23 protein-coding genes are annotated in these 25,367 nt (G+C 44.3%); 13 read left to right on the top strand and 10 right to left on the bottom strand.

Annotated elements, in window-relative coordinates; translation table 11 throughout:
* Window positions 1–124 precede the first annotated feature (124 nt).
* The gene (locus C1X04_RS10845; protein WP_137169909.1) at window positions 125–571 is read left to right on the top strand and encodes a hypothetical protein; all 447 of its coding nucleotides are present in this window, start codon (window positions 125–127) and stop codon (window positions 569–571) included.
* Between the two features lie 86 nt (window positions 572–657).
* Here C1X04_RS10845 and lnt read toward each other — a convergent pair whose 3' ends face one another.
* Genes lnt through miaB form a run of 5 tightly spaced genes read right to left on the bottom strand, consistent with a single transcriptional unit; the run spans window position 658 to window position 5,986 of the window.
* A complete protein-coding gene (gene lnt / locus C1X04_RS10840; RefSeq protein WP_137169908.1) occupies window positions 658–2,226 on the bottom strand; it encodes an apolipoprotein N-acyltransferase in 1,569 nt (522 codons plus the stop codon).
* A gap of 1 nt (window position 2,227) precedes the next feature.
* Window positions 2,228–3,094: an HlyC/CorC family transporter gene (locus C1X04_RS10835; RefSeq protein WP_110573161.1), complete on the bottom strand. Its 867-nt coding sequence runs from the start codon at window positions 3,092–3,094 to the stop codon at window positions 2,228–2,230.
* Window positions 3,095–3,106: 12 nt separating this feature from the next.
* Window positions 3,107–3,571 (bottom strand): rRNA maturation RNase YbeY, encoded by a 465-nt coding sequence (gene ybeY, locus C1X04_RS10830; protein ID WP_110573159.1) that lies wholly within the window; start codon window positions 3,569–3,571, stop codon window positions 3,107–3,109.
* Complete coding sequence (locus C1X04_RS10825; RefSeq protein WP_137169907.1) at window positions 3,571–4,617, bottom strand: PhoH family protein; 1,047 nt, start codon at window positions 4,615–4,617, stop codon at window positions 3,571–3,573. The genes ybeY and C1X04_RS10825 overlap by 1 nt, the downstream gene beginning before the upstream one ends.
* Before the next feature lie 13 nt (window positions 4,618–4,630).
* The gene (gene miaB / locus C1X04_RS10820; RefSeq protein ID WP_110573156.1) at window positions 4,631–5,986 is read right to left on the bottom strand and encodes a tRNA (N6-isopentenyl adenosine(37)-C2)-methylthiotransferase MiaB; all 1,356 of its coding nucleotides are present in this window, start codon (window positions 5,984–5,986) and stop codon (window positions 4,631–4,633) included.
* Window positions 5,987–6,206: 220 nt separating this feature from the next.
* Here miaB and C1X04_RS10815 point away from each other — a divergent pair, with 220 nt between their 5' ends.
* Window positions 6,207–6,869 (top strand): hypothetical protein, encoded by a 663-nt coding sequence (locus C1X04_RS10815; RefSeq protein WP_245926991.1) that lies wholly within the window; start codon window positions 6,207–6,209, stop codon window positions 6,867–6,869.
* Between the two features lie 19 nt (window positions 6,870–6,888).
* Here C1X04_RS10815 and C1X04_RS10810 read toward each other — a convergent pair whose 3' ends face one another.
* A complete protein-coding gene (locus tag C1X04_RS10810) occupies window positions 6,889–7,875 on the bottom strand; it encodes an OmpA family protein (RefSeq protein ID WP_175404931.1) in 987 nt (328 codons plus the stop codon).
* Window positions 7,876–7,997: 122 nt separating this feature from the next.
* Window positions 7,998–8,456: an EVE domain-containing protein gene (locus C1X04_RS10805; RefSeq protein ID WP_137169905.1), complete on the bottom strand. Its 459-nt coding sequence runs from the start codon at window positions 8,454–8,456 to the stop codon at window positions 7,998–8,000.
* A gap of 151 nt (window positions 8,457–8,607) precedes the next feature.
* On the opposite strand from C1X04_RS10805, the gene C1X04_RS10800 reads away from it, so the two are divergent.
* From C1X04_RS10800 to purU, 7 genes are all read left to right on the top strand, one after another.
* A complete protein-coding gene (locus tag C1X04_RS10800) occupies window positions 8,608–9,705 on the top strand; it encodes an HD-GYP domain-containing protein (RefSeq protein WP_110573151.1) in 1,098 nt (365 codons plus the stop codon).
* Between the two features lie 59 nt (window positions 9,706–9,764).
* On the top strand, window positions 9,765–10,682 hold the full coding sequence (locus tag C1X04_RS10795; protein ID WP_245926990.1) for a histone deacetylase: 918 nt from the start codon (window positions 9,765–9,767) through the stop codon (window positions 10,680–10,682).
* Window positions 10,683–10,926: 244 nt separating this feature from the next.
* Window positions 10,927–12,180 (top strand): sarcosine oxidase subunit beta family protein, encoded by a 1,254-nt coding sequence (locus C1X04_RS10790; RefSeq protein ID WP_110573147.1) that lies wholly within the window; start codon window positions 10,927–10,929, stop codon window positions 12,178–12,180.
* Between the two features lie 32 nt (window positions 12,181–12,212).
* A complete protein-coding gene (locus C1X04_RS10785; protein ID WP_137169904.1) occupies window positions 12,213–12,512 on the top strand; it encodes a sarcosine oxidase subunit delta in 300 nt (99 codons plus the stop codon).
* A gap of 11 nt (window positions 12,513–12,523) precedes the next feature.
* Window positions 12,524–15,541 carry a sarcosine oxidase subunit alpha gene (locus C1X04_RS10780; RefSeq protein ID WP_137169903.1) on the top strand — a complete coding sequence of 1,006 codons (3,018 nt, stop codon included), beginning with the start codon at window positions 12,524–12,526 and terminating at the stop codon, window positions 15,539–15,541.
* On the top strand, window positions 15,534–16,181 hold the full coding sequence (locus tag C1X04_RS10775; protein ID WP_110573140.1) for a sarcosine oxidase subunit gamma: 648 nt from the start codon (window positions 15,534–15,536) through the stop codon (window positions 16,179–16,181). The genes C1X04_RS10780 and C1X04_RS10775 overlap by 8 nt, the downstream gene beginning before the upstream one ends.
* A gap of 91 nt (window positions 16,182–16,272) precedes the next feature.
* Window positions 16,273–17,139, top strand: a complete 867-nt coding sequence (purU, locus tag C1X04_RS10770; RefSeq protein WP_110573138.1) for a formyltetrahydrofolate deformylase — start codon at window positions 16,273–16,275, stop codon at window positions 17,137–17,139.
* Between the two features lie 58 nt (window positions 17,140–17,197).
* Here the strand turns inward: purU and C1X04_RS10765 are convergent, their stop codons facing one another.
* Window positions 17,198–17,887: a DUF3800 domain-containing protein gene (locus C1X04_RS10765; RefSeq protein WP_137169902.1), complete on the bottom strand. Its 690-nt coding sequence runs from the start codon at window positions 17,885–17,887 to the stop codon at window positions 17,198–17,200.
* A gap of 282 nt (window positions 17,888–18,169) precedes the next feature.
* Between C1X04_RS10765 and C1X04_RS10760 the strand changes: the two genes are divergently transcribed.
* Both C1X04_RS10760 and dld read left to right on the top strand, forming a co-directional pair.
* Window positions 18,170–19,048 carry an alpha/beta hydrolase gene (locus C1X04_RS10760; protein ID WP_254682249.1) on the top strand — a complete coding sequence of 293 codons (879 nt, stop codon included), beginning with the start codon at window positions 18,170–18,172 and terminating at the stop codon, window positions 19,046–19,048.
* Window positions 19,049–19,175: 127 nt separating this feature from the next.
* Window positions 19,176–20,915 carry a D-lactate dehydrogenase gene (gene dld / locus C1X04_RS10755; RefSeq protein ID WP_137169901.1) on the top strand — a complete coding sequence of 580 codons (1,740 nt, stop codon included), beginning with the start codon at window positions 19,176–19,178 and terminating at the stop codon, window positions 20,913–20,915.
* A gap of 74 nt (window positions 20,916–20,989) precedes the next feature.
* On the opposite strand, the gene C1X04_RS10750 is transcribed toward dld, so the two are convergent.
* Both C1X04_RS10750 and C1X04_RS10745 read right to left on the bottom strand, forming a co-directional pair.
* Window positions 20,990–21,304 carry an XRE family transcriptional regulator gene (locus C1X04_RS10750; RefSeq protein ID WP_110573128.1) on the bottom strand — a complete coding sequence of 105 codons (315 nt, stop codon included), beginning with the start codon at window positions 21,302–21,304 and terminating at the stop codon, window positions 20,990–20,992.
* An 11-nt stretch (window positions 21,305–21,315) separates the two neighbouring features.
* Complete coding sequence (locus tag C1X04_RS10745) at window positions 21,316–21,684, bottom strand: type II toxin-antitoxin system RelE/ParE family toxin (RefSeq protein ID WP_137169900.1); 369 nt, start codon at window positions 21,682–21,684, stop codon at window positions 21,316–21,318.
* A 208-nt stretch (window positions 21,685–21,892) separates the two neighbouring features.
* Here C1X04_RS10745 and C1X04_RS10740 point away from each other — a divergent pair, with 208 nt between their 5' ends.
* Together C1X04_RS10740 and C1X04_RS10735 are read left to right on the top strand one after the other, a co-directional pair.
* A complete protein-coding gene (locus C1X04_RS10740) occupies window positions 21,893–23,374 on the top strand; it encodes a carboxypeptidase M32 (RefSeq protein WP_137169899.1) in 1,482 nt (493 codons plus the stop codon).
* Window positions 23,375–24,862: 1,488 nt separating this feature from the next.
* Complete coding sequence (locus tag C1X04_RS10735) at window positions 24,863–25,342, top strand: hypothetical protein (RefSeq protein WP_137169898.1); 480 nt, start codon at window positions 24,863–24,865, stop codon at window positions 25,340–25,342.
* Window positions 25,343–25,367 lie beyond the last annotated feature (25 nt).

Raw genomic sequence — 25,367 nt, 5'->3', positions numbered from 1 at the left:
TAATGAAAAGAGGCCATTATAGCGGCATAGCTCAAGATAATGATGCAAAAGCCAACAGAGTCTGAAAATATCCGCTATTTTATAGAGATGGAGCCCTAATTAGAAGGTGCATAGAGGAGGAGTTATGAATTCTATGAAAAAAGATTCACCAAAAGAGACTCACGATTCCAGTTTGGTCGAGGAAGCACGCAAAACATTGGCCGGAGCAAAGGATTGGTTCTTAGAAGATGTGGCCTTAATGACGGCCTATTGGCATGACAAAATGGGTTATACCGAAGCGTGGGTCGACGCCAATTGGCATTATGTTCTTGATGAAGGGCATGAGCTAGTTGAGGAGTTTGACGAGAAAGAAGATGCTGCTTTGTTGTGGTTGATTAATCATGTCAATAACAACCCAGTGCCGCTTGAGGAATGTCATGTGGTGGGGACCGAGGTCGAGCCGGGCAATTACCGTTGCATGTCATGTGGCCATGATAATGTGGTGGAAACTAAGCAAACATTAATGCCCTGCGAAATCTGTCATTATGGCTTAATGTCTACGCACGAAGAGCTAACCAATAAAGCATCATAAGAGTCACGTTTTATTGGGATACTCAATAGAGTAAACCACAGCGACGCTTGATATTTGCCTCGCTGTGGTTTTCATTGGGTGTATACCTAGTTTTTACGGCGCAGAATTAGACCGTAAAGATAAGAGAAGATGAAGCCAAATCCGAGTAACCAGAACGTAGGCCAATAGCCCCATTGAACATAAGGCGTGATGCCGCTGAAGGCTTTTGCTTCAGCCGTTAATGTGGCCTTTTCAAACTGAGGGGCCTGAGCAATCACTTCGCCTTTCTCATTGATGAATGCCGTAACGCCAGTGTTGGTTGCACGGATCACATAACGACCTGTTTCCTTGGCTCTAAATTGCGCTATTTGTAAGTGCTGCCAAGGGCCAATAGAAGTGCCAAACCAACCATCATTACTGATAGTGATCAGGAAGTCACTGTCTCTTACCATCCGTCTTACTTGTTCTGCGTAGACAATTTCGTAGCAAATGAAGGGTGCGACTCCCCATTCACCGACTTGCAAAACCGGCTGGTTATCATCCCCTGACTTAAAATTCGACATGGGCATGCCAAAAACATCTAGGATGGGGCCTATGTATTCAGCAAATGGAATGTATTCCCCAAAAGGAACCAACCTTTGTTTGTAATAGAGCCCAAAGCCGTTTCCTGTTGCCCAGATGGCATTGAAGTAGTCGCGTTTATTTTCGCTAACATCGGGAATGCCTGTTATTAGGGTTGTGTTATTTTCAGCGAGCTCTTTTGTAAAAGGTTTAAAGTGATCTTTGATTCTTGGGTAAGTGAAAGTGATGGCTGTTTCTGGCCAAACAACAAGATCGCTGTCTAAATGGTTGAGTGTTTCTTGTTGGTAATAAGCTAAGGATCTGACGGCTGTCTCTCCTAGCCATTTTACATCTTGCTTTACATTGCCTTGTACTAAAGTTGTTTTCAGCGTGCCCGTTTGTTGAACCCATGAAATAGGGAAGTATTGCAAATACGCAGAACTCAGCCAAATAACCAATACACTGATAAAAGGAATCAGCTGATTGGTTTTTTTCAGCATTATGCAGGCGATAACGCTGGCGGTAAGTATAACGCAGGCACTGGTTAGCCAGATGCCACCAATGGGCAACAGTTCGAATAACCATGTATTTTCTATGGCGTAGCCTGGCAGCAACCAAGGAAAGCCAGTAAAAAGGGTGCTGCGTAAATATTCCCCCACTAATAAGCTTAGGGTAATCCAAAGGCTGGCAGGAATCTGTGTAAAGCGTTGGCTCAGTCGCCATGCTAGCCATGCGGAAAATGACCAAAAAGCACAGAGAACACAGATAAATAAGAAGGTAATGAGGGCAGCGATAATAATGCCAACTTGGCCATATTCAGCGATGCTGACATATACCCAAGATACACCTGCGCCAAAGAAACCTAATCCAACGGATGAGCCTCGCCAAAACGCAGACTTTGCCGTCGTGCTGGTCATAACCAGAATGCTAAAGACGATAAGAGTAACGAAATAGCTAGGCCAAATATAAAAAGGCGAGAAGCTGGTTGCGCCAATCGCGCCAGCAATAATACCGATAAGGGCAAGTAAAATAGGAGAACGTTTGGAGAGGTTAGACACAAAACGAGGAACCCACCCCGCTTGTGTTGTTTTCAAGTCAGGGTGAGATTCAGTCATATCAATCTAATGTATTAGCCGTTGATTTGGATACTTGGATCGTTTTGATTCTACGTCCATCGGATTTTACGATTTTAAAGTGGAAATCACTAAAAAACAGTTCTTCGTCACGCAATGGAACGTGACCGAATTGTTGCACCAGAATCCCGCCGATAGTATCGAATTCTTCTTCGTTAAGTTCTACTTTAAAGAACTCATTGAAGTCTTCCACGGTACATAAAGCTGGAACAAGGTAAACGCCAGGTTCTGTTGTGACCTGAATACCTTCATCATCAAGCTTGTCAGTTTCGTCTTCAATTTCACCGACAATTTGTTCTAGCACGTCTTCAATGGTAACCAAGCCTGACACACTGCCATATTCATCTAGAACCAATGCCATGTGGTAGCGTTTGGTACGAAAATCATTCAGAAGAACGTTTAGACGCTTACTTTCGGGAATAAAGTTAGCAGGGCGTAAACGGGCCAGTATGTCTTCTATGGTGATATCACCGTCTTTGAACAACAAAGGCAGTAAGTCTTTGGCTAAGAGCACGCCAAGAATTTCATCCGAATCTTCACCAACAACAGGGAAACGTGAATGGGAAGAATCGATAACTTTACGGAGTGATGTTTTTGGGTCGTCTTCGGACTTTATAACCACCATTTGCGAAGGCGGAATCATAATGTCCCGTGCTTGAACCTCAGACACTTCCAGTGCGCCTTCAACAATGGTGAAAGCATCACGATCGATAATGTCGGATTTCACGGCGGCTTCTAGAAGTTTAACAATATCACCACGGCTTCGTGGTTCATCATTGAAGGCTTGCGCTAAACGCTCAAACCAGGATTTATGTTGATCGTTGGATAAACTCGATCGGTCGTCACTCATTGGGGTGTTAACTCACTCTTTAATCAAATAAGGGTCGGAAATGGATAGAGAGGCAAGAAGCTCTGTTTCTATCAATTCCATTTCATCTGCTTCGTCATCATTTATATGATCATAGCCGCATAAATGCAAGATGCCATGAATGGTCATATGAGCCCAATGATGAAACAATTCTTTATTTTGTTCTTGGGCTTCTTTCGTCACGACTTGAGCACAGATAACTAAATCGCCTAATAAAGGGAGTTCTAAGCCAGGTGGAGACTCGAATGGAAACGATAGCACATTCGTCGGCTTATCTTTGCCACGGTACTCTTTATTGAGCGCGTGGCTTTCTTCTTCGTCGACAATGCGAATAGTGACTTCGAACTCTTCATCAGAATTTTCAAGGGCTTTTTCAACCCAAACTCGAAAGTCAGCTTCACTTGGAATATTCGCGGTTTCTTTTGTTGCGATTTGTAGATCAAGTTCTAACGTCGCCATTATTTTGTGCTCGCTGATTGTTCGGATTGCGCAGCTAAACGAGCTTCAGTACGAGCTTTCTTTTCTTCTTCAACTTCGATGTCGAACTTATCATAGGCTTCAACAATACGCTGAACCAATGGGTGACGGACAACGTCAGAAGAACTGAAATGCGTCATACTGATGCCATTGACGTCGCTTAATACATGCATGGCTTGCGCTAAACCAGAGCTTGTACCACGAGGTAAATCGACCTGAGTGGTGTCGCCTGTGATTACCGCCGTTGAGCCAAAGCCGATGCGTGTTAGAAACATCTTCATTTGCTCTTTTGTCGTGTTTTGGCTCTCATCCAGAATGATAAAAGCGTTATTCAACGTACGACCACGCATGAAGGCAAGAGGGGCGATCTCAATGACATTTTTCTCAATCAATTTATCGACCAACTCGAACCCAAGCATTTCATACAAAGCATCGTAAAGAGGGCGCAGATAAGGATCGATTTTTTGTGATAAATCACCCGGCAAAAAGCCAAGCTTCTCGCCAGCTTCAACCGCAGGTCGTACCAACATAATTCGCTCAACGCGATCAGCCTCTAATGCTTCAACAGCACACGCAACGGCTAGGTAAGTTTTACCTGTACCTGCTGGCCCGATACCAAAGTTGATGTCGTGCTTACGAATTTGCTTTACGTAGCCTTGTTGGTTTTTGCCTTTAGGCTTAATAAACGCCTTGCGGGTCTTGATCACCAACTGATCACCTTTGCCTCTTTTGCTGCTGGATAGCGATTCGATCGCTGACTCTTGCAGATAAAGGTGAATCGTTTCAGGAGTGATACTGGTATTCGCCAATGCTTCGCGATAAAGGTTCTCTAGTAGCGTTTTCGTTGCTGCTACATGTTCAGAGTCTTCACCGGAAATGTCGAATAGTTCGCCACGATATTTAATAGATACATCAAGTCTTTTTTCAATTAACTTGATGTTCTCGTCGAGTTGACCGCATAGCCCAGCCAAAGCGTCGGCTTCGGCAGGTGCTAAACGGATTTGTTGAGTTGTCTGTGTGGTTTCCAAGATTTACCTTTGATTATTGAAGTACAAAGTCAGAGTCGAGCTCGGAACTTACCAATTCACCCAATAGGGAGTTTGGATAAGCATCTGTAATAACGACATCTGCGAATTTACCAATTAATTGAGGGTCGAACGCACGGAAGTTTACGATCCGATTGTTTTCTGTTCGACCTTGAAGTTGTCCTGGGTCACGTGGTGAATAACCACTGACTAAAATGCGCTGAACTTCACCAACCATAGACAAACTGATGTCGTAGGCTTGTTGACTAATACGGCGTTGTAAAATTGCAAGGCGTTCTTTTTTAACGTCTTCCGGCGTATCGTCTTCCAAATTAGAAGCTGGCGTACCAGGTCTTTGACTGTATACAAAACTGAATGAGTGATCAAAGCCGATTTCTTGAATAAGATTCATAGTATCGACAAAATCTTCGTCTGTTTCACCAGGGAAGCCAATGATAAAGTCAGAAGACAGGCTAATGCCTGGGCGTGCTTCTTTAATGCGGTTGATCTTATCAATGTAATATTGACGGTCGTGACCGCGCTTCATCGCACTAAGAATGTTGTCGGCACCACTTTGTACAGGCAAATGCAAATGACTGACCAGCTTAGGCTCGTTACGGAAAGCTTCGATCAAGCTATCGGTGAACTCGACTGGGTGTGATGTTGTGAAGCGAATGCGTTCAACGCCATCTATTTGTGCAACAGCATGAATGATGTCAGCAAGATCAGCTTCATCACCTTCAGCGGTTTCACCACGGTAAGCGTTAACGTTTTGCCCTAATAGGTGAATTTCTCGAACACCTTGTTCAGCCAGCTGCACAACTTCTTTGATAATGCTGTCAAATGGGCGGCTTACTTCTTCGCCACGAGTGTACGGCACAACACAGAATGTACAGTATTTGCTACAGCCTTCCATAATAGAAACAAAGGCTTCTGCACCTTCAACGCGAGGGGCAGGCAAGTGATCGAATTTCTCGATCTCTGGGAAAGTAACATCGGTTATTGGGATGTGTTTTCCGGCCGCGTTCACCATATCAGGTAATTTGTGTAGCGTCTGAGGCCCAAAAATCATATCGACATGTTTGGCACGCTTGCGAATTGCATCGCCTTCTTGGCTTGCTACGCAACCACCCACACCAATAACAAGGTTCGGGTTCTTTTGCTTAAGCTTTTTCCAGCGGCCTAACTGATGATAGACCTTGTCTTGAGCTTTTTCGCGGATAGAACAAGTGTTTAGCAGCAAAACATCGGCTTCGTCTGCGTTATCTGTGAGTTCCATTTCATGGCTTTCGCCAAGTAAATCTGCCATACGAGATGAATCGTATTCGTTCATTTGACAGCCATGAGTCTGGATAAAAAGTTTTTTTGCCATGTAACGTATTAACCTAAAAATGAGTTCGTCTAATCGACTTTGGGGCTATTATATTGGGCTTTGCTTCCGAATCCCAGAGGTGTTCTGAATTCCCTTCATTTTATGTGAAAATAGTCACATTTTTTGCTACTGGAGCTTTTGTCTAAGACCAGTCACAATAACCCTATAATTTATATTTTTGCGCGGACATGTTTTGACTATATTTTCTCGGATTTTTGTCTTGTCAGTCGTTCTAGGCACGAGTGCTGCTTACGCTGAAGAGAAACGCCCTAATTTTGTTTTCGGCTTAGGGTATGGGCTTTTAAGTGAGAAGTCTCTTATGAATATTGACTTTAAAGTGAATATTCCTATCAACGACTACCTTTCTACTCAGGTTCTACTAAACAGTAATTATTTAATTACAGGTTCATCGTCGGACAGCTTTGCGCAATCAGAGCTTTCGTCTAACTGGTTTCTTCGAAATGATTATGGTCGTTTGGGGCTGGGGCTTGGTGTGTCTGAATTAGAACCCATGGACGAAGAGTTAAAGAGTGAGCGTGACGTTATTGGGCAGTTTATTGGGGAGCTGTTTTTGGGGGACTTTGGATTGACCGCAAATTACATCTCTGCGGATACAACCTTGAGCAATGTGACGAGTTCTCGAATCGGTGCCAGCTACTATTTTAATGACGATCTGCGAGCCTCTGTATTCAGGGAAAACTACAGTATTGATGAAGAAGGTTGGCGTATTGAGGCTTACTATCAGCCTAAAAAATATAATCAGATGGGCAGTGTCGGGATTATCGCTAGAACGAGTGATAATTATGATTATGTTGGTGCTGTCGTACAGTATTACTTTGATCACGCTGTATCCTTAAAACAACGTGAACGTGAATTTCATTAGGCCGTTTAAGCTGGCGAATTTATTCTTTCTCCAGCTGATCGACACTCCAAATAGTCCATTTTGGTATCGCAACTTCTTGTGCCGCTTTAAACCTTTTCATTATGCTTATCTCGGCACGTCTATTCATGATTCTTCCTTCCGGTGTCTGGTTTGATGCGATAGGGAAGTCTTGTCCGTAGCCTATGGTCTTAATCCTGTCTGGGGCGATGGGGGAGAATGAGTTAATTATGTCAGCCACCATATTGGCTCGTTCTAATGATAGCGCTCGATTGTAAGCCTTGCTTCCGGTGTTGTCCGTGTAACCTTCTATAATGACAAGCGTGTCTGGGTCATCCCGTAAGAGTTTATTGATGGCCTCTAGCGTGGATTTGTACTCTGCTTTTATGTTGTATCTATTTCTGCCAAACGCAATGGTTACTTGATTTGATAAGTGCAGTGACTGACTTGCTGTCTGGTTTAAATCATCTGAAGCGAGGAAAGGAATGACGATCTCTCCGCTGACTCTTCTATTAAGCAGCCTTCCTTGTTCTGTGTCGTTTGATGCAATAGGGCGTTCTTGCCCATAGCCAAATGTTTTGATGCGATTTTTATTAATGCCAAAGTTAGAGATTAGGGCGCTAGAAACCGCAATAGCGCGTTGCTTGGAAAGTAACAGGTTGATCCTTGATGGCCCTGTGTTGTCGGTATGGCCTTCTATTAACAGCTTGGTTCTTGGCTGTAATTGTAAGAATAAAGCGAGATTGTCCAGCTCGCCGTAGGCATCTTCTTTTAGTTTGTAGCTGGCGGTGTCAAATTGAACATCAAAGTTAAAATTATAATATTCCAGTTTAGTGAATGGGCAGCCAGTATTATCAACAGCGATGCCTGCTGGCGTATTGGCGCATAAGTCCCTGGCATCAATAACACCGTCTTGGTCGGAATCTTTTAGCGACTCCACAAGGCTAGTTGGGTACAACGTCTGACTAATAGATAAAGTGCTATATAAGGCAGACAATACAATAGCCATCCTGGCTACTCTGCTGACACTCATTATTAAATACTCAGTCTAAGGATTTCGCCTTTAAGAGTGCCCTAAAGGCGTATTATAATTTTTTCTTATAACTAAAAATCTACAATGACAAGTGAGGTTTATTTCTTTGCTATTAGGTTGATGTACTCCCATTCATCCGCTGTAATTGGCATCACCGATAGCCGATTTCCCTTCTTGGTTAATAACATATCGGCCAGCTCTGGGTGTAGCTTTAATTCTGCTAACGTTAATATGGCAGGCCATTTCTCTGTAAACTCTACATCGACCATAAACCATCTGGGCTTTTCTGGCGAGGATTTCGGATCGTAATAGGCGCTGCTTGGATCCCAGCTAGTGTGGTCTGGGTAAGCTTCTTTGCTAACGGTTGCTACGCCGACAATGCCCGCAGGAGTGCAGCTTGAATGATAGAAAAAGACAAGGTCGCCTTCTTTCATGGTCTGCATAAAGTTTCTGGCTTGGTAGTTTCTGACCCCGTCCCATGGGGAGCGTTGCATTTTTTTTAGGTCATCAATAGAAAATGCATCTGGTTCTGACTTCATGAGCCAATAATTTGGCATACGCACCTCAGTTTCACAATGAAACATTCTATATGTTCACGCTTACAAATATTCTATCTACAATTAGAAGAGTAATAGGGTGAGACTACCGAATGACTTGATAGGCCTCAATGCTTTTTTAAGTTACATCCCCTGAAGATGGAAGAACAAAATGAGTCACTTTGCTTGTAAGGCGTTTTCAGCATTAGAAAAAGAGCTCAAGGATGATTTGCTAGAGTGTTATGTTGAAGCTCAGCAAGAAATTGAAGAGATTATTAACAGCATTGAAACTGACGGCTTTTCCTTTGATAAGCTGGATAAACTCTTTCGTTCGCTCCACAGCATGAAGGGAAATTGCTCAGTCTGCTTCTTAGACCCTTTGGTGGGTGTGCTTCATAAGCTGGAAGAAATAGTGGATGGCATGCGCGGAGGCTACATTCAGTATCATCATAGTTTAGGTGAGCTGATTATGGTCGTGATCGAAAAAGTGTACGACTTGTTAAAGCAAATCTACCAATCCCATGTTGCTGAAAATGCGCTTCGTGATGTGCTTCAGCATGGCCTGGATGCCATCTATGCAGAAGAAGATGATACGAAACGCCCTGAAATGGCGGCTGATTTACTGCGACGATGCAATCAAGTCGTAGAAGAAAAAGCCGCACCAGAACCCGCTTCGGTTATCATCAAGGTGGAATTCACCCCAGAGCAACAGGCGGATATTGACCTCTTTATTGGCTTTAGTCAGAAACTAAATCGGCTTTTGGGTTATTCATCAGAACGCAGTGAGCGCATTTTGAAGCTGTCTCAGTTGATCAATGCTGAATGTGTTAACTCGGTTGATCCTGCTCAACTTAGTGCTGCCGCCTACATGCATAATATGGGGATGGCGCCTATTTTAAGTTGCAAAAATGATGAGGTGCGAAAGCAGCAAGCTGAACAAAATCATCCACTTGTGGGTGCTCAACTGCTGGCGAAGCATGAAGGTTGGGAAGACGCGGTTGCAATGGTTAAAGCGCATAAGGAGCGTTTTGATGGCTCTGGTATGCCGGAAGGTTTGGTTGGTTCTCTTATTCCGCAAGGTGCTTTTATTTTAGCGATGGCGGTTATGTTTATTGATACTGTCTGGGGCAAGTCGGGCAGTGAATACAGAAAAAGTGCGATTAAAGCCGTGCAAATGGTGAATTTCGAAAGTGGTAAAGGCTTTCCGCCGCAACTTATTGAGTCGTTCAATGCGGCTATGCGGAAAGTTTTGGTCGCAAAAAGCCGGTAGAGCTTGTTAGCATAGTGCCCATCTTATTCACTTGTATTTAGTTATCCATGGACGTCACTTTGCTTCCCCTTGTATTTCACCCTCATTACAGTATTCCGTTTCCTGCAGGGCACCGTTTTCCAATGCGTAAGTTTGGTTTGTTGGCGGAAGTCTTGGAGGATTTAGGGATTCTGACCGAGGCGAATCAATACACGCCATCGCCTTTGTCTCTTAACGTCTTGATGGCTGCTCACACCAAAGACTATGTGCAGCGCTTTATTCGTGGCGAGCTTAGTAAGCAGGAGGAAAAAGAAATTGGCCTGCCTTGGTCTGAATGGCTGGTGGAAAGAACGTTGCGAGCGGTATCAGGTACGATTCTTACTAGTGAATTGGCACTCCAGCACGGTTTGGCTTGCCATCTTGCGGGCGGCACGCACCATGCGCATCCGTCTCATGGCTCGGGTTTTTGTATATTTAATGACTTGGCTGTCGCCGCGCTGGCGATGATTGAATCAGGTAAGGCAAAGAAGATTCTCATTTTAGATTGCGACGTTCATCAAGGGGATGGCACTGTTGCCTTCTTTAAAGACAGAAGCGACATAGTGCCTGTATCTTGGCATTGTGAAGAAAACTACCCGCAGATAAAACAGACATCCGGCGTCAATATTGCGATACCCAAAGGCGCAAATGATCAAGAGTACTTGTCTATTATAAAAGCCACGTTGCCATCATTATTGGCAGAGTATCAACCTGACTTTGTTTTTTATGACGCTGGTGTGGATGTTCACAAAGACGATAGGCTTGGTCATGTAAATTTAACAGATGAAGGCATTTTTGAACGAGATACATACATTATAAATACCTGCGTATCGCAACAGCTTCCTGTCGCTTGCGTCATTGGTGGCGGGTATGACAGAAATGAAGAAAAGGTTGCCAAGCGCCATAGCTTACTTCACCAAGCCGCGAATCAGATATGGAATGATTCATTGCGCGAATAACGTCCGTTTGAGCAATATTTAGCCCCACTATAAGAGTGTTTTTTAACCTATCTAAAATCGACATTTCCGCTCTGTCGTAAATTGTCATTCGCTAGACGCTTCCAAGCATTAGATCGTAAATCTTTCTCTCTATTATCACTATGAAAACTTGGTTTATAGCGTCTCGGTTTGCCGAAACGCTACTTCCTTTTTAACCACACCACGATAATCGTCGAAACGATTGTTTATGTAAGGAGCTGATCTGATGCAGCATTATTCAGGCTTTGGGTTGTTAAAGCACAGTTTTAGCCATCACGAAAATTGGCAGCGGGTGTGGCGTAATCCAACCCCGAAAAAGAAATACGATGTAATCATCGTAGGCGGTGGCGGACACGGTTTAGCGACCGCATATTATTTGGCAAAAGAATTTGGTGTAACCAATGTTGCTGTCATTGAGAAAGGCTTTTTGGGTGGTGGTAACACGGCTCGAAATACAACAATCGTGCGCTCAAACTATTTGTGGGATGAAGCAGCACACCTTTATGAGCACGCCATGAAGTTGTGGGAAGGCTTATCCCAAGACCTAAACTACAACGTGATGTTTTCACAGCGTGGCTGTTTGAACCTTGGTCATACTTTGCAAGACATGCGTGATATTGAACGCCGTGTAAATGCGAACCGCTTAAACGGTATCGATGGTGAGGTGTTAGACGCTAAACAAGTTCAAGAGATTGTTCCTGTATTGGATTGTTCTGATCGTGCGCGTTATCCAGTAATGGGTGCTTCTTGGCAACCACGTGCGGGTGTCGCTCGTCATGACGCTGTTGCTTGGGGTTTTGCCCGTGGTGCGGATGCGCATGGTGTGGATCTTATCCAACAAACAGAAGTTGAAGATCTGATTATCGAAGACGGCACCGTTGTTGGTGTTCGTACCGCTCGTTATGGCGAGATTCGAGCTGATCGAGTGGGTTGTGTTGTTGCTGGTAATTCTAGTGTGATGGCAAAAATGGCAGGCTTTGAATTGCCATTAGAGTCACACCCTCTACAGGCTTTGGTATCTGAACCGATTAAACCTATTCTTGATACGGTTGTTATGTCAAACCATGTACACGGTTATGCGTCGCAATCAGACAAAGGTGACTTGGTTATCGGTGCTGGTATTGATGGCTATAACGGTTATGGGCAGCGTGGTTCCTATACGACGATCGAGCATACGATCCAAGCGATTGTAGAAATGTTCCCAGTATTTAGCCGAGTACGTATGAACCGCCAATGGGGTGGTATCGTTGATACTTGTCCAGATGCTTGTCCTATCATCAGTGAAACACCAGTGAAAAACTTGTTTTTCAATTGTGGTTGGGGCACAGGTGGTTTTAAAGCAACACCAGGGTCAGGTCATGTATTTGCCGCGTCTCTGGCGAAGGGTGAAATGCACCCATTGGCTAAACCTTTTTCTATGTTCCGTTTCCATAACGGCGCGCTTGTTGATGAACACGGCGCGGCTGGCGTAGCACACTAAACGGGCTAATACCGAATAAGGAGAGAGTTACCATGTTTCATATTTATTGCCCGCATTGTTGCGAATACCGTGAGGAAGAAGAATTCCACGCGGCAGGACAGTCGCATATCGCTCGACCGCTAGATCCTGATGCTTGTACGGATAAAGAATGGGGTGAGTTTATGTATTTCCGTGCTAACCCACGAGGCATACATCACGAGCTATGGGTACATGCAGCAGGTTGCCGTAAGTACTTCAACGTTACTCGTGACACTCAAACTTACGAAATAAAAGAAGTCTACAAGGTTGGCGAACAGCCAACTGTTGTGGCTAACGCAATTCAGAGTAAGTAAGGATCGCCATAATGACTCAAAAGAATCGTCTTCAAGATGGCGGTCGTATCGATCGCTCTAAAGCACTTACTTTTACCTACAATGGCAAAAAGTACACAGGCTTCGAGGGTGACACCCTGGCGTCTGCTTTATTGGCTAATGGCGTCGATATTATCGGCCGAAGCTTTAAATACAGCCGTCCTCGCGGCATCGTAGCGGCAGGTGCAGAAGAACCGAATGCTATAATGCAAGTGGGCGCAACAGAAGCGACACAAATTCCTAACGTACGTGCGACGCAACAATCGCTTTACGGTGGGTTGGTTGCAGGTTCAACTAATGGTTGGCCAAGTGTTGATAACGACATGATGGGCTTGGTTGGTAAAGTCGGTGGAAAGATGATGCCACCGGGTTTCTACTACAAAACCTTCATGTACCCAAAATCTATGTGGGAAACCTACGAATCTTTTATTCGTAAAGCCGCAGGTCTTGGTCGCGCTCCAAAAGAAAATGATCCAGATATCTACGACAAAATGAATCAACATTGTGATGTCATTATTGTTGGTGCCGGCCCTGCTGGTTTAGCTGCAGCGTTAACGGCAGCGCGCGCGGGTGCTCGAGTGATTATCGCGGATGAGCAAAATGAATTTGGCGGAAGCTTACTAAGCAGTACAGAATTGCTAGATGGTAAACCTGCTACAGAATGGGTGGCTGATGTCGTTAAAGAATTGTCTACATATGACGATGTTTTGATGCTGCCAAACTCTCAAGTTAATGGTTACCACGACCATAACTTCTTGACGATTCAACAACATTGTACCGATCAATTTGCAGACCGTGCGCCGAATGGCCAAGTTGCTCAGCGTTACCATCGTGTTCGCGCTAAGTGGGTTGTTTTGGCAACGGGTGCTCATGAACGTCCTTTGGTATACGGCAACAATGATGTGCCAGGTTGTATGGTGGCAAATGCCGTATCAACTTACATCAACCGTTATGGCGTAGTACCTGGTAAAAACCTAGTACTAATGACATCAAACAACAACGCTTACCGCACGGCGCTAGATTGGCATGACGCGGGTCGCAACGTGGTGGCTATTGTTGATTCTCGCAAGAATCCTCAAGGTACGTTTGTTGATGCAGCGCGCGAACGTGGTATCAGTATCATGGTGGGCTCAGGCGTTATCGAAGCTCACGGCAGTAAACGTGTGACGGGTGTTTCTATCGCACCGTTGAACGATGCTGGTGATGCCGTTGTCGGTCCTATCATCAAAATGGCAGCGGATACCGTAGCTTCTTCTGGTGGTTGGAGCCCAGTTATTCACTTGTCTTGTCACACAGGTTCTCGTCCAGTGTGGAATGATGACATTTTAGGTTTTGTTCCAGGAACAACGTATCAGAAACAATTAACTGCTGGTGCAATTAACGGTTCTTTTACAACAGAGCAAGCTTTGGCTGAAGGTGTGAGTGCCGCAGCGGATGCATTGACTCATTTGGGAATGACTAAGAAAGACGTAGTGTTGCCAAAAGCGGAAACGATTGAAGAAGGCAAAGCAATGGCCTTGTTCCATATCCCGCACACAAAACCAACATCTAAAGCGCCTAAGCAGTTCGTTGATTATCAAAATGACGTAACCGCATCAGGCATTGAGTTGGCTTGTCGTGAAGGCTTTGAATCAATCGAGCACGTTAAGCGTTATACGGCAATGGGCTTTGGTACTGACCAAGGTAAGCTAGGTAACATTAACGGCATGGCGATTGCGGCGAAAATGCTCAATCAAACCATTCCACAAACGGGAACAACGATTTTCCGTCCTAACTATACGCCAGTTACATTTGGTGCTATCGCAGGACGTGATTGCGGTGCTTTGTTTGATCCAGAACGCTACACAGCAATGCATGCTTGGCATGTTGAACGTGGCGCGAAGTTTGAAGATGTTGGTCAATGGAAACGTCCTTGGTACTACCCACAAGGCAACGAAACCATGCAACAAGCTTTGGACCGTGAGTGTTTAGCAACACGTAAATCTGTTGGTATTTTGGATGCCTCTACACTGGGTAAAATCGATATCCAAGGTAAAGATGCGCGTGAATTCCTTGGCCGTGTTTACACCAACGCTTGGGCGAAATTACCAGTAGGTAAATGTCGTTACGGCTTGATGTGTGGCGAAGACGGTATGGTGTTTGATGATGGTGTAACGTCTTGTTTGGCGGAAAACCACTTCTTGATGACCACAACATCTGGTGGTGCGGCTCGAGTTCTTTCTTGGTTAGAAATTTATCACCAAACAGAATGGCCAGAGTTAGAAGTGTTTTTCACTAGTGTGACAGACCATTGGTCAACGATGACTATTTCTGGTCCGAACAGCCGCAAGTTGTTGGAAAAGCTAACGGATTACGATGTATCTAAAGAAAACATGGCCTTTATGGATTGGAAACCTATGACGGTTGCAGGCGTGCCAGCACGTGTGTTCCGTATTTCCTTTACTGGCGAGCTTTCTTTTGAGATCAACGTACAAGCAAACTATGGTATGCATGTTTGGAAAGCGCTATTTGAACATGGTGAAGAATTTAATTTAACACCGTATGGCACGGAAACAATGCACATCTTGCGTGCGGAAAAAGGCTTCATTATTGCTGGTCAAGATACGGACGGTTCTGTACATCCGTTTGACTTAGGCATGTCATGGGCTGTCTCTATGCAAAAACCATTTAGCTTTATTGGTAAGCGTGGTATGCAGCGTGAAGACTGTGTTCGTGAGAACCGCAAACAGCTTGTTGGCTTGAAAACAATAGATCCAAAAGCGGTGTTGCCAGAAGGTGCCCAAGGTGTACTTGATCCTAAAGCACCAATCCCAATGCCAATGGTTGGCCATGTGACATCAAGTTACTGGAGTGCGAACTTGAACCGCTCTGTAGCAATGGGATTTGTAAAAGGTGGCTTAGATAAAATGGGTGAAAGAGTATTTTATCCATTAGCTGATGGCCGTGTTATTGAAGCTGAAATTTGCAGCCCAGTATTCTTAGATCCAAAAGGGGAGCGTCAAAATGTCTGATGTCACAGTAGCAGAAAGTAAATTGGTGACAAAGCAATTGCCAGAAGCAGATATTGTTGGTGAAAGCCCGCTGCACCATGCGGATCTTGCTAGCGTTAGCCAGCACGGCCCAAAAGAAGGTGGTGTGTACTTTCATGAGCGTAAACTGCAAGGTCTGTTAACGCTGCGTTGTGTACCGTCCGCTGAGCAATTGTCACAGATTGAGTCTTTATTAGGTGCCGCTTTGCCAATGGAACCCCTGACGTCTGTAACGACGGATGCAGTTTCAATTCGCTGGATATCGCCTGATGAGTGGTTGATTATTGTTGCTGGTGAACAGGCTTTTGACTTGGAAACTCGTTTCTATGAAAGCATGACAGGACACTATTCTTTGGTGAACATCAGCGGCGGAACGACCATTTTTGATGTGTCTGGCAGCCAAGTTGTCAACATGCTGAAGAAATCTACACCAGTGGATTTACACCCACGTGAATTCCCAGTTGGCAAAGTCGTGTCTACTGTTTTTGCGAAAAGTGGTGTGACTATTTGCCGTCTTGAGGATGACAAATACGAATTGGTTGTGCGTCGTAGTTTTGCTGATTACCTTTGGTTGTGGATTCAAGATGCAAGTCGTGAATACGGTCTAGTGGTAAAAGCCTAAGTTATTTGAGTTATGTCACTTCAAGGCTGATCGCACCATGCGGTCAGCCCTCAAGTGAATATAAAAGCTTAAGACAATAAGAGACAATTGTATGAAATCAAAAACTGCACCTTGGATTTTTACTGCTAGCTGCCCAAGCATTATTGGAACGGTTGATGTAGTGACTCGATATATGGCCGAAGCCGGTAACTATGTTGACGAAATTCACTCCTTTGATGACAGAGAGTCAGGCCGCTTTTTTATTCGTATAGAATTCTTGCCACAAAATTCCGAATTTAATGAAGAAACTTTCAAGGCAGAGTTTGCAGCACGTGCAGCTGAATTCTCAATGGATTGGTCGTTAACGGCACCAAATCACAAGCCAAAAGTGGCGATTATGGTGTCTAAATACGATCACTGCTTGAACGATCTACTGTATCGTTTTCGCACAGGTCAATTGAACATAGATGTCACCGTTATTATTTCAAATCACCCAGATTTAGAAGACCTTGCGAAATGGCATGGTATTCCATATTACCATTTGCCAATTACGGCTGAAACTAAGCTAGAACAAGAAGCGCAAGTGCGTGACTTGATCGAAAAATACGACACAGAATTGGTTGTATTAGCTCGTTATATGCAAGTGCTTTCCCCAAGTATGTGTGAATACCTTGATGGCCGCGCTATCAATATTCATCACTCTTTATTACCAGGCTTTAAAGGTGCTAGACCTTATCACCAAGCATGGGAAAAAGGCGTGAAAATGGTTGGCGCTACCGCTCACTACGTGAACAACGACCTCGACGAAGGTCCTATTATTTCCCAAGGCATCCAAGTCGTGAACCACGCTCACTATGCGGAAGACCTTATCGCGAAAGGGCAAGACATTGAACGTGTTACCTTGTTTAACGCTGTGAAGTGTCACGTGGAAAAACGCGTATTCTTGAATGGCAAACGCACCGTTGTGTTTGGCGGCTAATCTGCTTATCTAGCAGCAGATTACTGAAAGTAAAAAGCCGCTCCAAAGAGCGGCTTTTTTACACACTTACATGCAAGCCGTGTTGAACGCCACCAAAATAATCAAACTTATTTTCAATCATTTCAAAGAATTGATTATCTTGTTTTTCATATTTTCTGAATATGGCGTAAGCGACTAAGTCTGCGAGTTGAATTAACCTAGTTGCATGGCTATCTATAAAAACGGGAACATCAGCCATATTGCGTAATTTCCCCCATTCGTGTCCATCTATTTTGAATTCTGTAGCGAGTGCTTGAATAGGGGCTTCTTTGCTACTTTTGTCAAAGAGAATTAGCCCTCTTTGGGGATTTTTGAAATGGGTATGTTCCCTTGCTAAGAAATGATCAAAACGAGTAATGAGTTGCTGAAAGGTACTGTAAACCGGATCTTGTGGGGATATTGCCCCTTTTTTAACAACGGAAGCAATCACTCGATAGTAATTGCCATCAATTAAACGTAAGGCATCTTTAATTGCGTTGAGCCGATCTTCTTTATCAAATTTTCGCCAAAACTTTCTGCCCGACAGCATTGGCGCTCCATGAAGCTCAACAGAATTGGGATCTTGATTATTAAACCGAGCTGCTATTTTATCTAGCTCTAGAGATAACCAATGTGATTTTCGTTCAAATACTGTTATTCCAGCAAGAACAAAATGTTCTTGATCAGCTCCACCGGGGGTTCCGGATTCATCCGCATAGAGTAAAAACATTCTTAATCCTTAAGAAGTTGATTGTCTAAGGGAGTATATTGGAATTATGAAGCACAAAAAAGAAGGCGGGGGAAAGAGCTAGCGCTCAGCGCACCGCATTAAGGCAGCCCGCCAATCTTAGTTGTTTCCAACCGCATAAAACATTCTAGGAAATATACTTTGATAGTTCAATCATTTGATGATTTCTGGGTGAAAATTAGAGTATAAAAATTCTAGTCTATTTTTCTCTCTGCTGCGTATTACTATAATTGAGTTCATTTTAAGAGAAGCAAGAGGTTAATTTTGAGGATAGCAAAAGTATGTGTGGCACTGAGTTCTTTATTACTCGTTGCCTGTACTAAGGTGGGGCTGGGAGTAGCCAATTTACCTAATGCATTCAGTGATACCGAAAGGACAAAAGATATTGCTTATGGTTCTGAGCCTTGGCAAAAACTGGATGTCTACGTTCCACCGCATTCGTCCGGTGAATCGCTTCCTGTCATTGTCTTCTTTTATGGTGGTAGCTGGAAAGATGGCTCAAAAGACATGTACCCCTTTGTCGGGGAAGCCTTTGCCAAAAAAGGCTATATCACAGTAATTGCCGATTACAGCAAATACCCACAAGTAAAATTTCCAACCTTTGTTGAAGACGGTGCCAAGGTGGTGGCTTGGACATATCGCAATATTGCCAAATACCAAGGCGATCCTGAGCGTTTGTTTATTTCAGGTCATTCAGCAGGAGCGCATATTGGCGCAATGTTGACTGCCGACAAGCAGTATTTGCAAGCCGAAGGTTTAACACCTTCTATTATCAAAGCCTTTGCTGGCTTATCTGGGCCTTATGACTTTGTGCCATATGAAGAAGACTATAAAGACATGTTTGGTCCGCCAGAAAATTACCCGAATATGCAAGTAACCACGTTTATTGATGGCAAAGAGCCGCCAATGTTACTGCTTTGGGGGGATGAAGATACCATTGTCGGTAAAAGCAATATGGACAAATTGATTGCAAAAATACAAGCCGAGCAGGGCGCAGTAGAAAGTAAAATCTACAAAGGCGTAGATCACGTGGCGATGGTGTCTAGCCTTGTTTGGTTCTTGAAAAGCAAAGCGCCGATTGTCGATGACGTGACGAATTTCTTTCAACGTCATGGGGCAGAAAGTACTAGCTTAGATAATTAATTTTGATTCTATGTGTTTTTACAATAAGGAATTTTGATAGATGGTCTGTTGCGGAGTGTTTTTTGCCAGTCGTTAAGTTTAGTATATTGGCCTCTTTTTCCCCTAAACCTGTTATGAAGTAGCTGATATGACAATGACGGAAACCTCTCAAGATTTAGCCGCTGAGCTAAAAGCCATAGTTGGCAGCCAATATACGCTAACCGATGAAGACAAGACTAAACCTTATAGCCAAGGTTTTCGTCTTGGTGGTGGCAAGGCGTATGCGGTTGTCCGCCCTGGTAGTTTGGTTGAAATCTGGAAATGTCTACAAGCCTGTGTGAAAGCGGATGTTATCGTTATTATGCAAGCGGCTAATACTGGTTTGACGGGTGGTTCAACACCAAATGGCGCGGATTATGATCGTCCTATCGTCATTATTAGCACCATGCGCATCGACGACATTCAGCTACTTGATCAAGGCAAGCAAATTGTTGGTTTTGCCGGTAGTACCTTATTTGGCCTAGAAGATACGCTGAGACCTTATGGTCGTGAGCCGCATTCTGTGATTGGTTCTTCTTGTATTGGTGCCTCTATTGTGGGTGGTGTTTGCAATAACTCAGGTGGCGCTTTGGTTCAGCGTGGGCCTGCTTATACCGAAATGGCATTGTTCGCCCAAGTAACGGCAGATGGCGAGCTGCAATTGGTGAATAATCTAGGCATAGAGCTGGGTAGCGACCCAGAAGAAATTCTAACCAACCTGCAAAACAAAACTTACCAAGAAAAAGACGTTCAATTCCCCGATAAATTGGGTTCTGACAACGAATACCATGAACGTATTCGAGATGTAGATGCCGATACGCCATCACGTTTTAACAACGACCCACGACGTTTGCATGAAGCTTCTGGCTGCGCTGGTAAATTGGCCGTCTTTGCCGTGCGTATTGATACCTTCCCGATCCCAGAGAAGTATCAAGTTTTCTACATTGGTACAAATGATCCAGCCGTAATGGAACAGATGCGTCGTGACATGTTATCGACATTCAAAAATTTGCCAGTATCTGGCGAATACATGCACAGCAGCAGCTACGATATCAGTAAAAAATACGGTAAAGACAGCTACTTGGTGATCGATAAACTGGGCACCAAATACATTCCTAAAATGTTTGCCCTTAAACGCACGGTCGATCGTTGGGCTGGCAAACTGAAATTCATGCCGTCTAAATTCTCTGACATCATGATGCAATACGCGAGTCAGCTTTTCCCGAATCATCTACCAAAGCGCATGGAAGATTTTCGTGAAAAATACGAACATCACTGGATAGTGGAAACCAGCAACGACGGTGTTGCAGAAGCGCAAGCCTATTTGGAAAACTTCTTTAAAAACAACGAAGGCGACTTCTTTGCGTGCACCAAACGTGAAGCCGACCAAGCTATTTTGCATCGTTTTGTGACCGGTGGTGCATTGACGCGTTATCACATCATGAACAAAAAAGACCTAGGCTCCATCATGACCATCGACGTCGCATTTCCTCGTAATGAACGTGATTGGTTTGAAGAGCTACCAAAAGACATCGAAGACAAAGTTGCGGTTAAAATGTACTACGGACACTTCTTCTGCCACGTTATGCACCAAAACTACATCATGAAAAAAGGCGTCGACGCCAAAGCAGTGAAGAAACAAATTCTATCCAGCTACGATGCCCGCGGCGCAGAATACCCTGCCGAGCATAACGTAGGGCATGAATACATGGCCAAACCAGCATTGCGTGATTTTTACCAAAAAACCGACCCAACTAACCGCTTTAATGCCGGCATTGGCGGCACCAGTAAACTGAAAAACTGGCAAGAACTGAGCGACGAGCACACGGGTTGTGGTTGTCATAAATAAGCTTTCTTAGAGCTTAGAGTAAAACTCAAAAAGCCGAGGCGTTTCTTTTAAAGATGTCTTGGCTTTTTTGTTTTTTACTTAATCATTGCGAATTGAGAAATTTCTATGTCTTGTCCGTCAGGGAACTTGGCGTGTATTTCTAGCTTACCTCCCAATGCTTCAATATATTGATTCAATGTACTGATAAGGGCATCAGGACGATTTTCAATTTGAGAGATGTTTGGCTGAGCAATATTCATAAGGCCTGCTAAATCTGCCTGATTTATGCCTCTTTTTTTTCTGACTTCTGCAAGAGACATCTCTGCAATAATGGCAACAGCTTTAGCTCTAGCTGCGGCTTGAACCTCTGGTTTAATTTTCTCTCGTAATTCGTTGAGCGACTTAGCCATAGCTAAACCTCCTATCTTGTTTCTTCTGAATCACTATTTTTCAAGTAATTTAAGAATTCTTTTTCAGCTAATGGAATATATCTATCATAAAATGTTTTATCTTTTCTCCCATCTTTGCGGCCACCACATAGCAATATGGCTTTCCTTGTTGGGTCAAAAGCATAAAAGACACGATAAGGTTTTCCTGCATGCTGAACTCTCAATTCTTTAAGGTTCTTTACCTTATTTGTTCCTTTTAGAGAATCTGCATAGGGTCGTGCTAATTGAGGACCTTTGATCTCTAATACATCAACCATTGATAGCACGTCTTCTTGCTCTTTGTCCGTCAAGCCAAGAAACCATTGTTCGTATTCGTCGGTTATTAATATCTCCCAAATCATAAGCAATCCTTGCTGTCTTTATGACTAAAAAATACGCTTTAACGTATATACTGTCAAGAGTATATTTTCACAACCTGAACGTGTTAGATTCGCTTGTGAATAGAGTTATGAAATGGTTTTTTGTCTATTCCCATTTATACCAATGTAATAAGATGACTGAAATGGATACCGTTCTGGTTAACCCAAACCGCACAGGATGAAAACTGCAATGTCTAACTACGACAAGTTAACGTCACATTACCAAACACTTAGTCACTTTAATCATGCTCAAGCCATGCTTGGCTGGGATGCTGCCGCGAACATGCCATCTGGCGGTAGCGAAGCACGTTCCAATGCTATGGCCGAGTTATCGGTTCATATTCACCGTTTATCGACGCAACCACAGCTAGAACAATGGTTTGGTAACGCCGAGCAAGAACCCTTAAGCACAGAACAAAAAGCCAGCCTGCGGGAAATGAAACGCCAATGGCAGCAAGCGACCATGGTTCCAGAAGATCTAGTACAAGCGCAATCCATCGCGGGTTCCAAATGCGAACATGCGTGGCGCACTCAGCGTCAAGAAAATGACTGGACTGGCTTTGAGAAGAACTGGAAAGAAGTCGTCGCTTTATCTCGTGAAGAGGCAAAAATTCGTGGTGCTGCATTAGGTCTTACGCCTTATGACGCCATGCTAGACAAATACGAGCCGGGCACCACAACCGCGTCGCTGAATACCTTATTTACTGACGTGAAAACCTGGCTGCCAGAACTGATTGAAAAAGTACTGGAAAAGCAGAAATCTGAATCCATCCTATTGCCATCAGGCACTTTTTCCACTGAGACGCAAAAAGCTCTTGGCTTAGAAGTGATGAAACTGCTGCAATTCGACTTTGACCGCGGCAGACTCGACCAGAGCGTGCACCCATTCTGCGGTGGTGTACCAACCGACGTGCGCATTACTACACGTTATGATGAGCAAGACTTTGTACAAGCCTTAATGGGCATCGTCCATGAAACAGGCCACGCTCGTTATGAACAAGGCTTACCCAACGCCTTCGCTGGCTTGCCAGTGGGCGAAGCTCGATCTATGGGGATTCATGAATCGCAATCCTTATTTTTTGAAATGCAAATAGGGCGCAGCAAGCCGTTTATCTCTCACTTATCACGCTTATCCGCAGACGCTTTTAACGCCCACAACGATCCTGTGTTTGCCGAAGACAACCTCTACAAAATCTACACCCAAGTGGAAAAAGGCTTTATCCGCGTCGACGCAGACGAACTAACCTACCCAGCGCACGTCATCCTACGTTACGAGATAGAGCGTGACCTGATCAACGGAGTGATAGAACACACCGATGTCCCAGCATTGTGGGACGAAAAAATGAAAGCCGCCCTTGGCATCTCCACCAAAGACAACTACAAAAATGGCTGCATGCAAGACATTCACTGGACAGATGGCGCCTTTGGCTACTTCCCAAGCTACACACTTGGCGCCATGTACGCGGCGCAATACAAAGCCACCATGATACAAAACCTCGACTTCGAGGCAGCTATCCAAAGCGGCGACCTAAGCCCCATCTTCCAATGGCTAAGCGACAACATCTGGACACAAGCCTCGCTCCACACCACCGATGAACTCGTCAAACGCGCCACAGGCGAAACCCTAAACGCCGCCTACTTCAGAAAACACCTAGAAGGGCGGTACTTGTAGTCCTTTAAAGCTGCTTTGCTTGCACATCGTCATCCCCGCGAAGGCGGGGATCCATAGCTCTGACGTCTGCTTTGCTCACAAATTACCAAACCGTAAGGCACCATGAGCGAAGCGTGATCTGCCGTTGTTCGTAAACGCATAACTCATTCAATACTACTACCAAGTCTCTTCCCCTTTCTTCAAGGGGAAGACGGAAGATGGGGTTCAGAGCCTCCAACCTCATCAAGCATTAGGCAAACCAAACATCGCCATAAACCGTTCCCCCGCGAAGACGAACAGACCCCCCGCGAATATACATCGTCATCCCCGCGAAGGCGGGGAACCATCCCCCTAACACCTGCTTAGCTAATAAATTACCAAAGCGTAGGGCACGATGAGCGAAGCGTGATCTGCCGTTGTTCGTAAACGCATAACTCATTCAATACTGCTGCCAAGTCTCTTCCCCTTTCTTCAAGGGGAAGACGGAAGATGGGGTTCAGAGTCTCCAACCTCATCAATCATTAGGCAAACCAAACATCGCCATAAACCGTCATCCCCGCGAAGACGAACAGTCACTCCCGCAAATATACTTCGTCATCCCCGCGAAGGCGGGGAACCATCCCTCTAACACCTGCTTAGCTCATAAATTACCAAAGCGTAGGGCACGATGAGCGAAGCGTGATCTGCCGTTGCTCGTAAACGCATAATTCATTCAATACTACTGCCAAGTCTCTTCCCCTTTCTTCAAGGGGAAGACGGAAGATGGGGTTCAGAGCCTCCAACCTCATCAAACATTAGGCAAACCAAACATCGCCATAAACCGTTCCCCCGCGAATACGAACAGACCCCCCGCGAATACACATCGTCATCCCCGCGAAGGCGGGGAACCATCCCCCTAACACCTGCTAAGCTAATCAATTACCAAAGCGTAGGGCACGATGAGCGAAGCGTGATCTGCCGTCGTTCGTATACACATAACTCATTCAATACTGCTGCTAAGTCTCTTCCCCTTTCTTCAAGGGGAAGACGGAAGATGGGGTTCAGAGCCTCCAACCTCATCAAACATCAAGCAAACCAAACATCGCCATAAACCGTCACTCCCGCGAAGACAAACAGTCACCCCCGCAAATATACATCGTCATCCCCGCGAAGGCGGGGAACCATCCTTCTGGCGTTTATCTTGTTCGTGAAATCCCACAAAAATCTTATGGTTTTTCTGGCTTTTCCATTGTATTGTCAGTTTATTGTAATGGATGAGTTGTTATGGATTGCTTGGCTGATATTGATACGAAATCAAAAATATCAGCCTAAAACAATCAGAATTTAAAAGAGTGATACACCAAGTTTTGCTTAGTAAAATAGCGTGATGACAAGATAGCTGAATTCATCAGGGATAAAAGCTAAAAAGCTTTACCAAAAATCCGAATAGATGACAGCAAAACTGTTCTTGTTAGATTTTGATTTTGCTTGAGAAAATAAGATGCGCATAAATCCTAGAAGGCAATTAAAGTGAATCCATTATTTCAACATTTACACATGTCTGCAGACTTAGCCATTGAATTCATGGCGACATTTTCGCGGATGGAACATGCTTTAAAGTCAACTGGATATGTACTAGGTTATGAAGGTAAGGTTGAGCCTTCTTGGGATCAATTCGCCAATGAGATTCACGAACAATTTGATCAATTGGCTTCCGAAGAATTAGTTGCAGCAAAGAATTTACTATTAAATTCACCGCCAAGAAAGCAAGTTCTCCAACGCGGACAAGTTATCTTCCAAGAGCAGGTCTTAGATCAAAATCAGAGAACCACACAGCAAATTATTAGGTTTGTTCGAACGGTGAGAAACAATCTCTTTCACGGCGGAAAGTTTCTTCCAACAGGAGAAGTCGAATCAGGAAGAAATGAGGCCCTTGTAAAGTCTTCGTTAAAAATTATCAAAGCTTGTATCGAAGTGAACGAAAGGGTTAAGCAAAGCTATGAGCGCTAAGCCTAATTTATGCAGCGCTACAATT

The sequence above is a fragment of the Marinomonas sp. FW-1 genome, from assembly GCF_005222245.1.
Classification (GTDB): Bacteria; Pseudomonadota; Gammaproteobacteria; order Pseudomonadales; family Marinomonadaceae; genus Marinomonas; species Marinomonas alcarazii.
Note: the sequence above shows the minus strand (reverse complement) of the source record. Positions and strands in the feature narration are given on the sequence as shown.

What these genes read in the sequence shown, in the direction of transcription:
- C1X04_RS10845 (WP_137169909.1), top strand. Translation starts at nt 125, where the DNA reads ATGAATTCTATGAAAAAAGATTCACCAAAAGAGACTCACGATTCCAGT.
- lnt (WP_137169908.1), bottom strand. Translation starts at nt 2,226, where the DNA reads ATGACTGAATCTCACCCTGACTTGAAAACAACACAAGCGGGGTGGGTT.
- C1X04_RS10835 (WP_110573161.1), bottom strand. Translation starts at nt 3,094, where the DNA reads ATGAGTGACGACCGATCGAGTTTATCCAACGATCAACATAAATCCTGG.
- ybeY (WP_110573159.1), bottom strand. Translation starts at nt 3,571, where the DNA reads ATGGCGACGTTAGAACTTGATCTACAAATCGCAACAAAAGAAACCGCG.
- miaB (WP_110573156.1), bottom strand. Translation starts at nt 5,986, where the DNA reads ATGGCAAAAAAACTTTTTATCCAGACTCATGGCTGTCAAATGAACGAA.
- C1X04_RS10810 (WP_175404931.1), bottom strand. Translation starts at nt 7,875, where the DNA reads ATGGCTATTGTATTGTCTGCCTTATATAGCACTTTATCTATTAGTCAG.
- C1X04_RS10805 (WP_137169905.1), bottom strand. Translation starts at nt 8,456, where the DNA reads ATGCCAAATTATTGGCTCATGAAGTCAGAACCAGATGCATTTTCTATT.
- C1X04_RS10800 (WP_110573151.1), top strand. Translation starts at nt 8,608, where the DNA reads ATGAGTCACTTTGCTTGTAAGGCGTTTTCAGCATTAGAAAAAGAGCTC.
- C1X04_RS10790 (WP_110573147.1), top strand. Translation starts at nt 10,927, where the DNA reads ATGCAGCATTATTCAGGCTTTGGGTTGTTAAAGCACAGTTTTAGCCAT.
- C1X04_RS10785 (WP_137169904.1), top strand. Translation starts at nt 12,213, where the DNA reads ATGTTTCATATTTATTGCCCGCATTGTTGCGAATACCGTGAGGAAGAA.
- C1X04_RS10780 (WP_137169903.1), top strand. Translation starts at nt 12,524, where the DNA reads ATGACTCAAAAGAATCGTCTTCAAGATGGCGGTCGTATCGATCGCTCT.
- C1X04_RS10775 (WP_110573140.1), top strand. Translation starts at nt 15,534, where the DNA reads ATGTCTGATGTCACAGTAGCAGAAAGTAAATTGGTGACAAAGCAATTG.
- purU (WP_110573138.1), top strand. Translation starts at nt 16,273, where the DNA reads ATGAAATCAAAAACTGCACCTTGGATTTTTACTGCTAGCTGCCCAAGC.
- C1X04_RS10765 (WP_137169902.1), bottom strand. Translation starts at nt 17,887, where the DNA reads ATGTTTTTACTCTATGCGGATGAATCCGGAACCCCCGGTGGAGCTGAT.
- dld (WP_137169901.1), top strand. Translation starts at nt 19,176, where the DNA reads ATGACAATGACGGAAACCTCTCAAGATTTAGCCGCTGAGCTAAAAGCC.
- C1X04_RS10750 (WP_110573128.1), bottom strand. Translation starts at nt 21,304, where the DNA reads ATGGCTAAGTCGCTCAACGAATTACGAGAGAAAATTAAACCAGAGGTT.
- C1X04_RS10745 (WP_137169900.1), bottom strand. Translation starts at nt 21,684, where the DNA reads ATGATTTGGGAGATATTAATAACCGACGAATACGAACAATGGTTTCTT.
- C1X04_RS10740 (WP_137169899.1), top strand. Translation starts at nt 21,893, where the DNA reads ATGTCTAACTACGACAAGTTAACGTCACATTACCAAACACTTAGTCAC.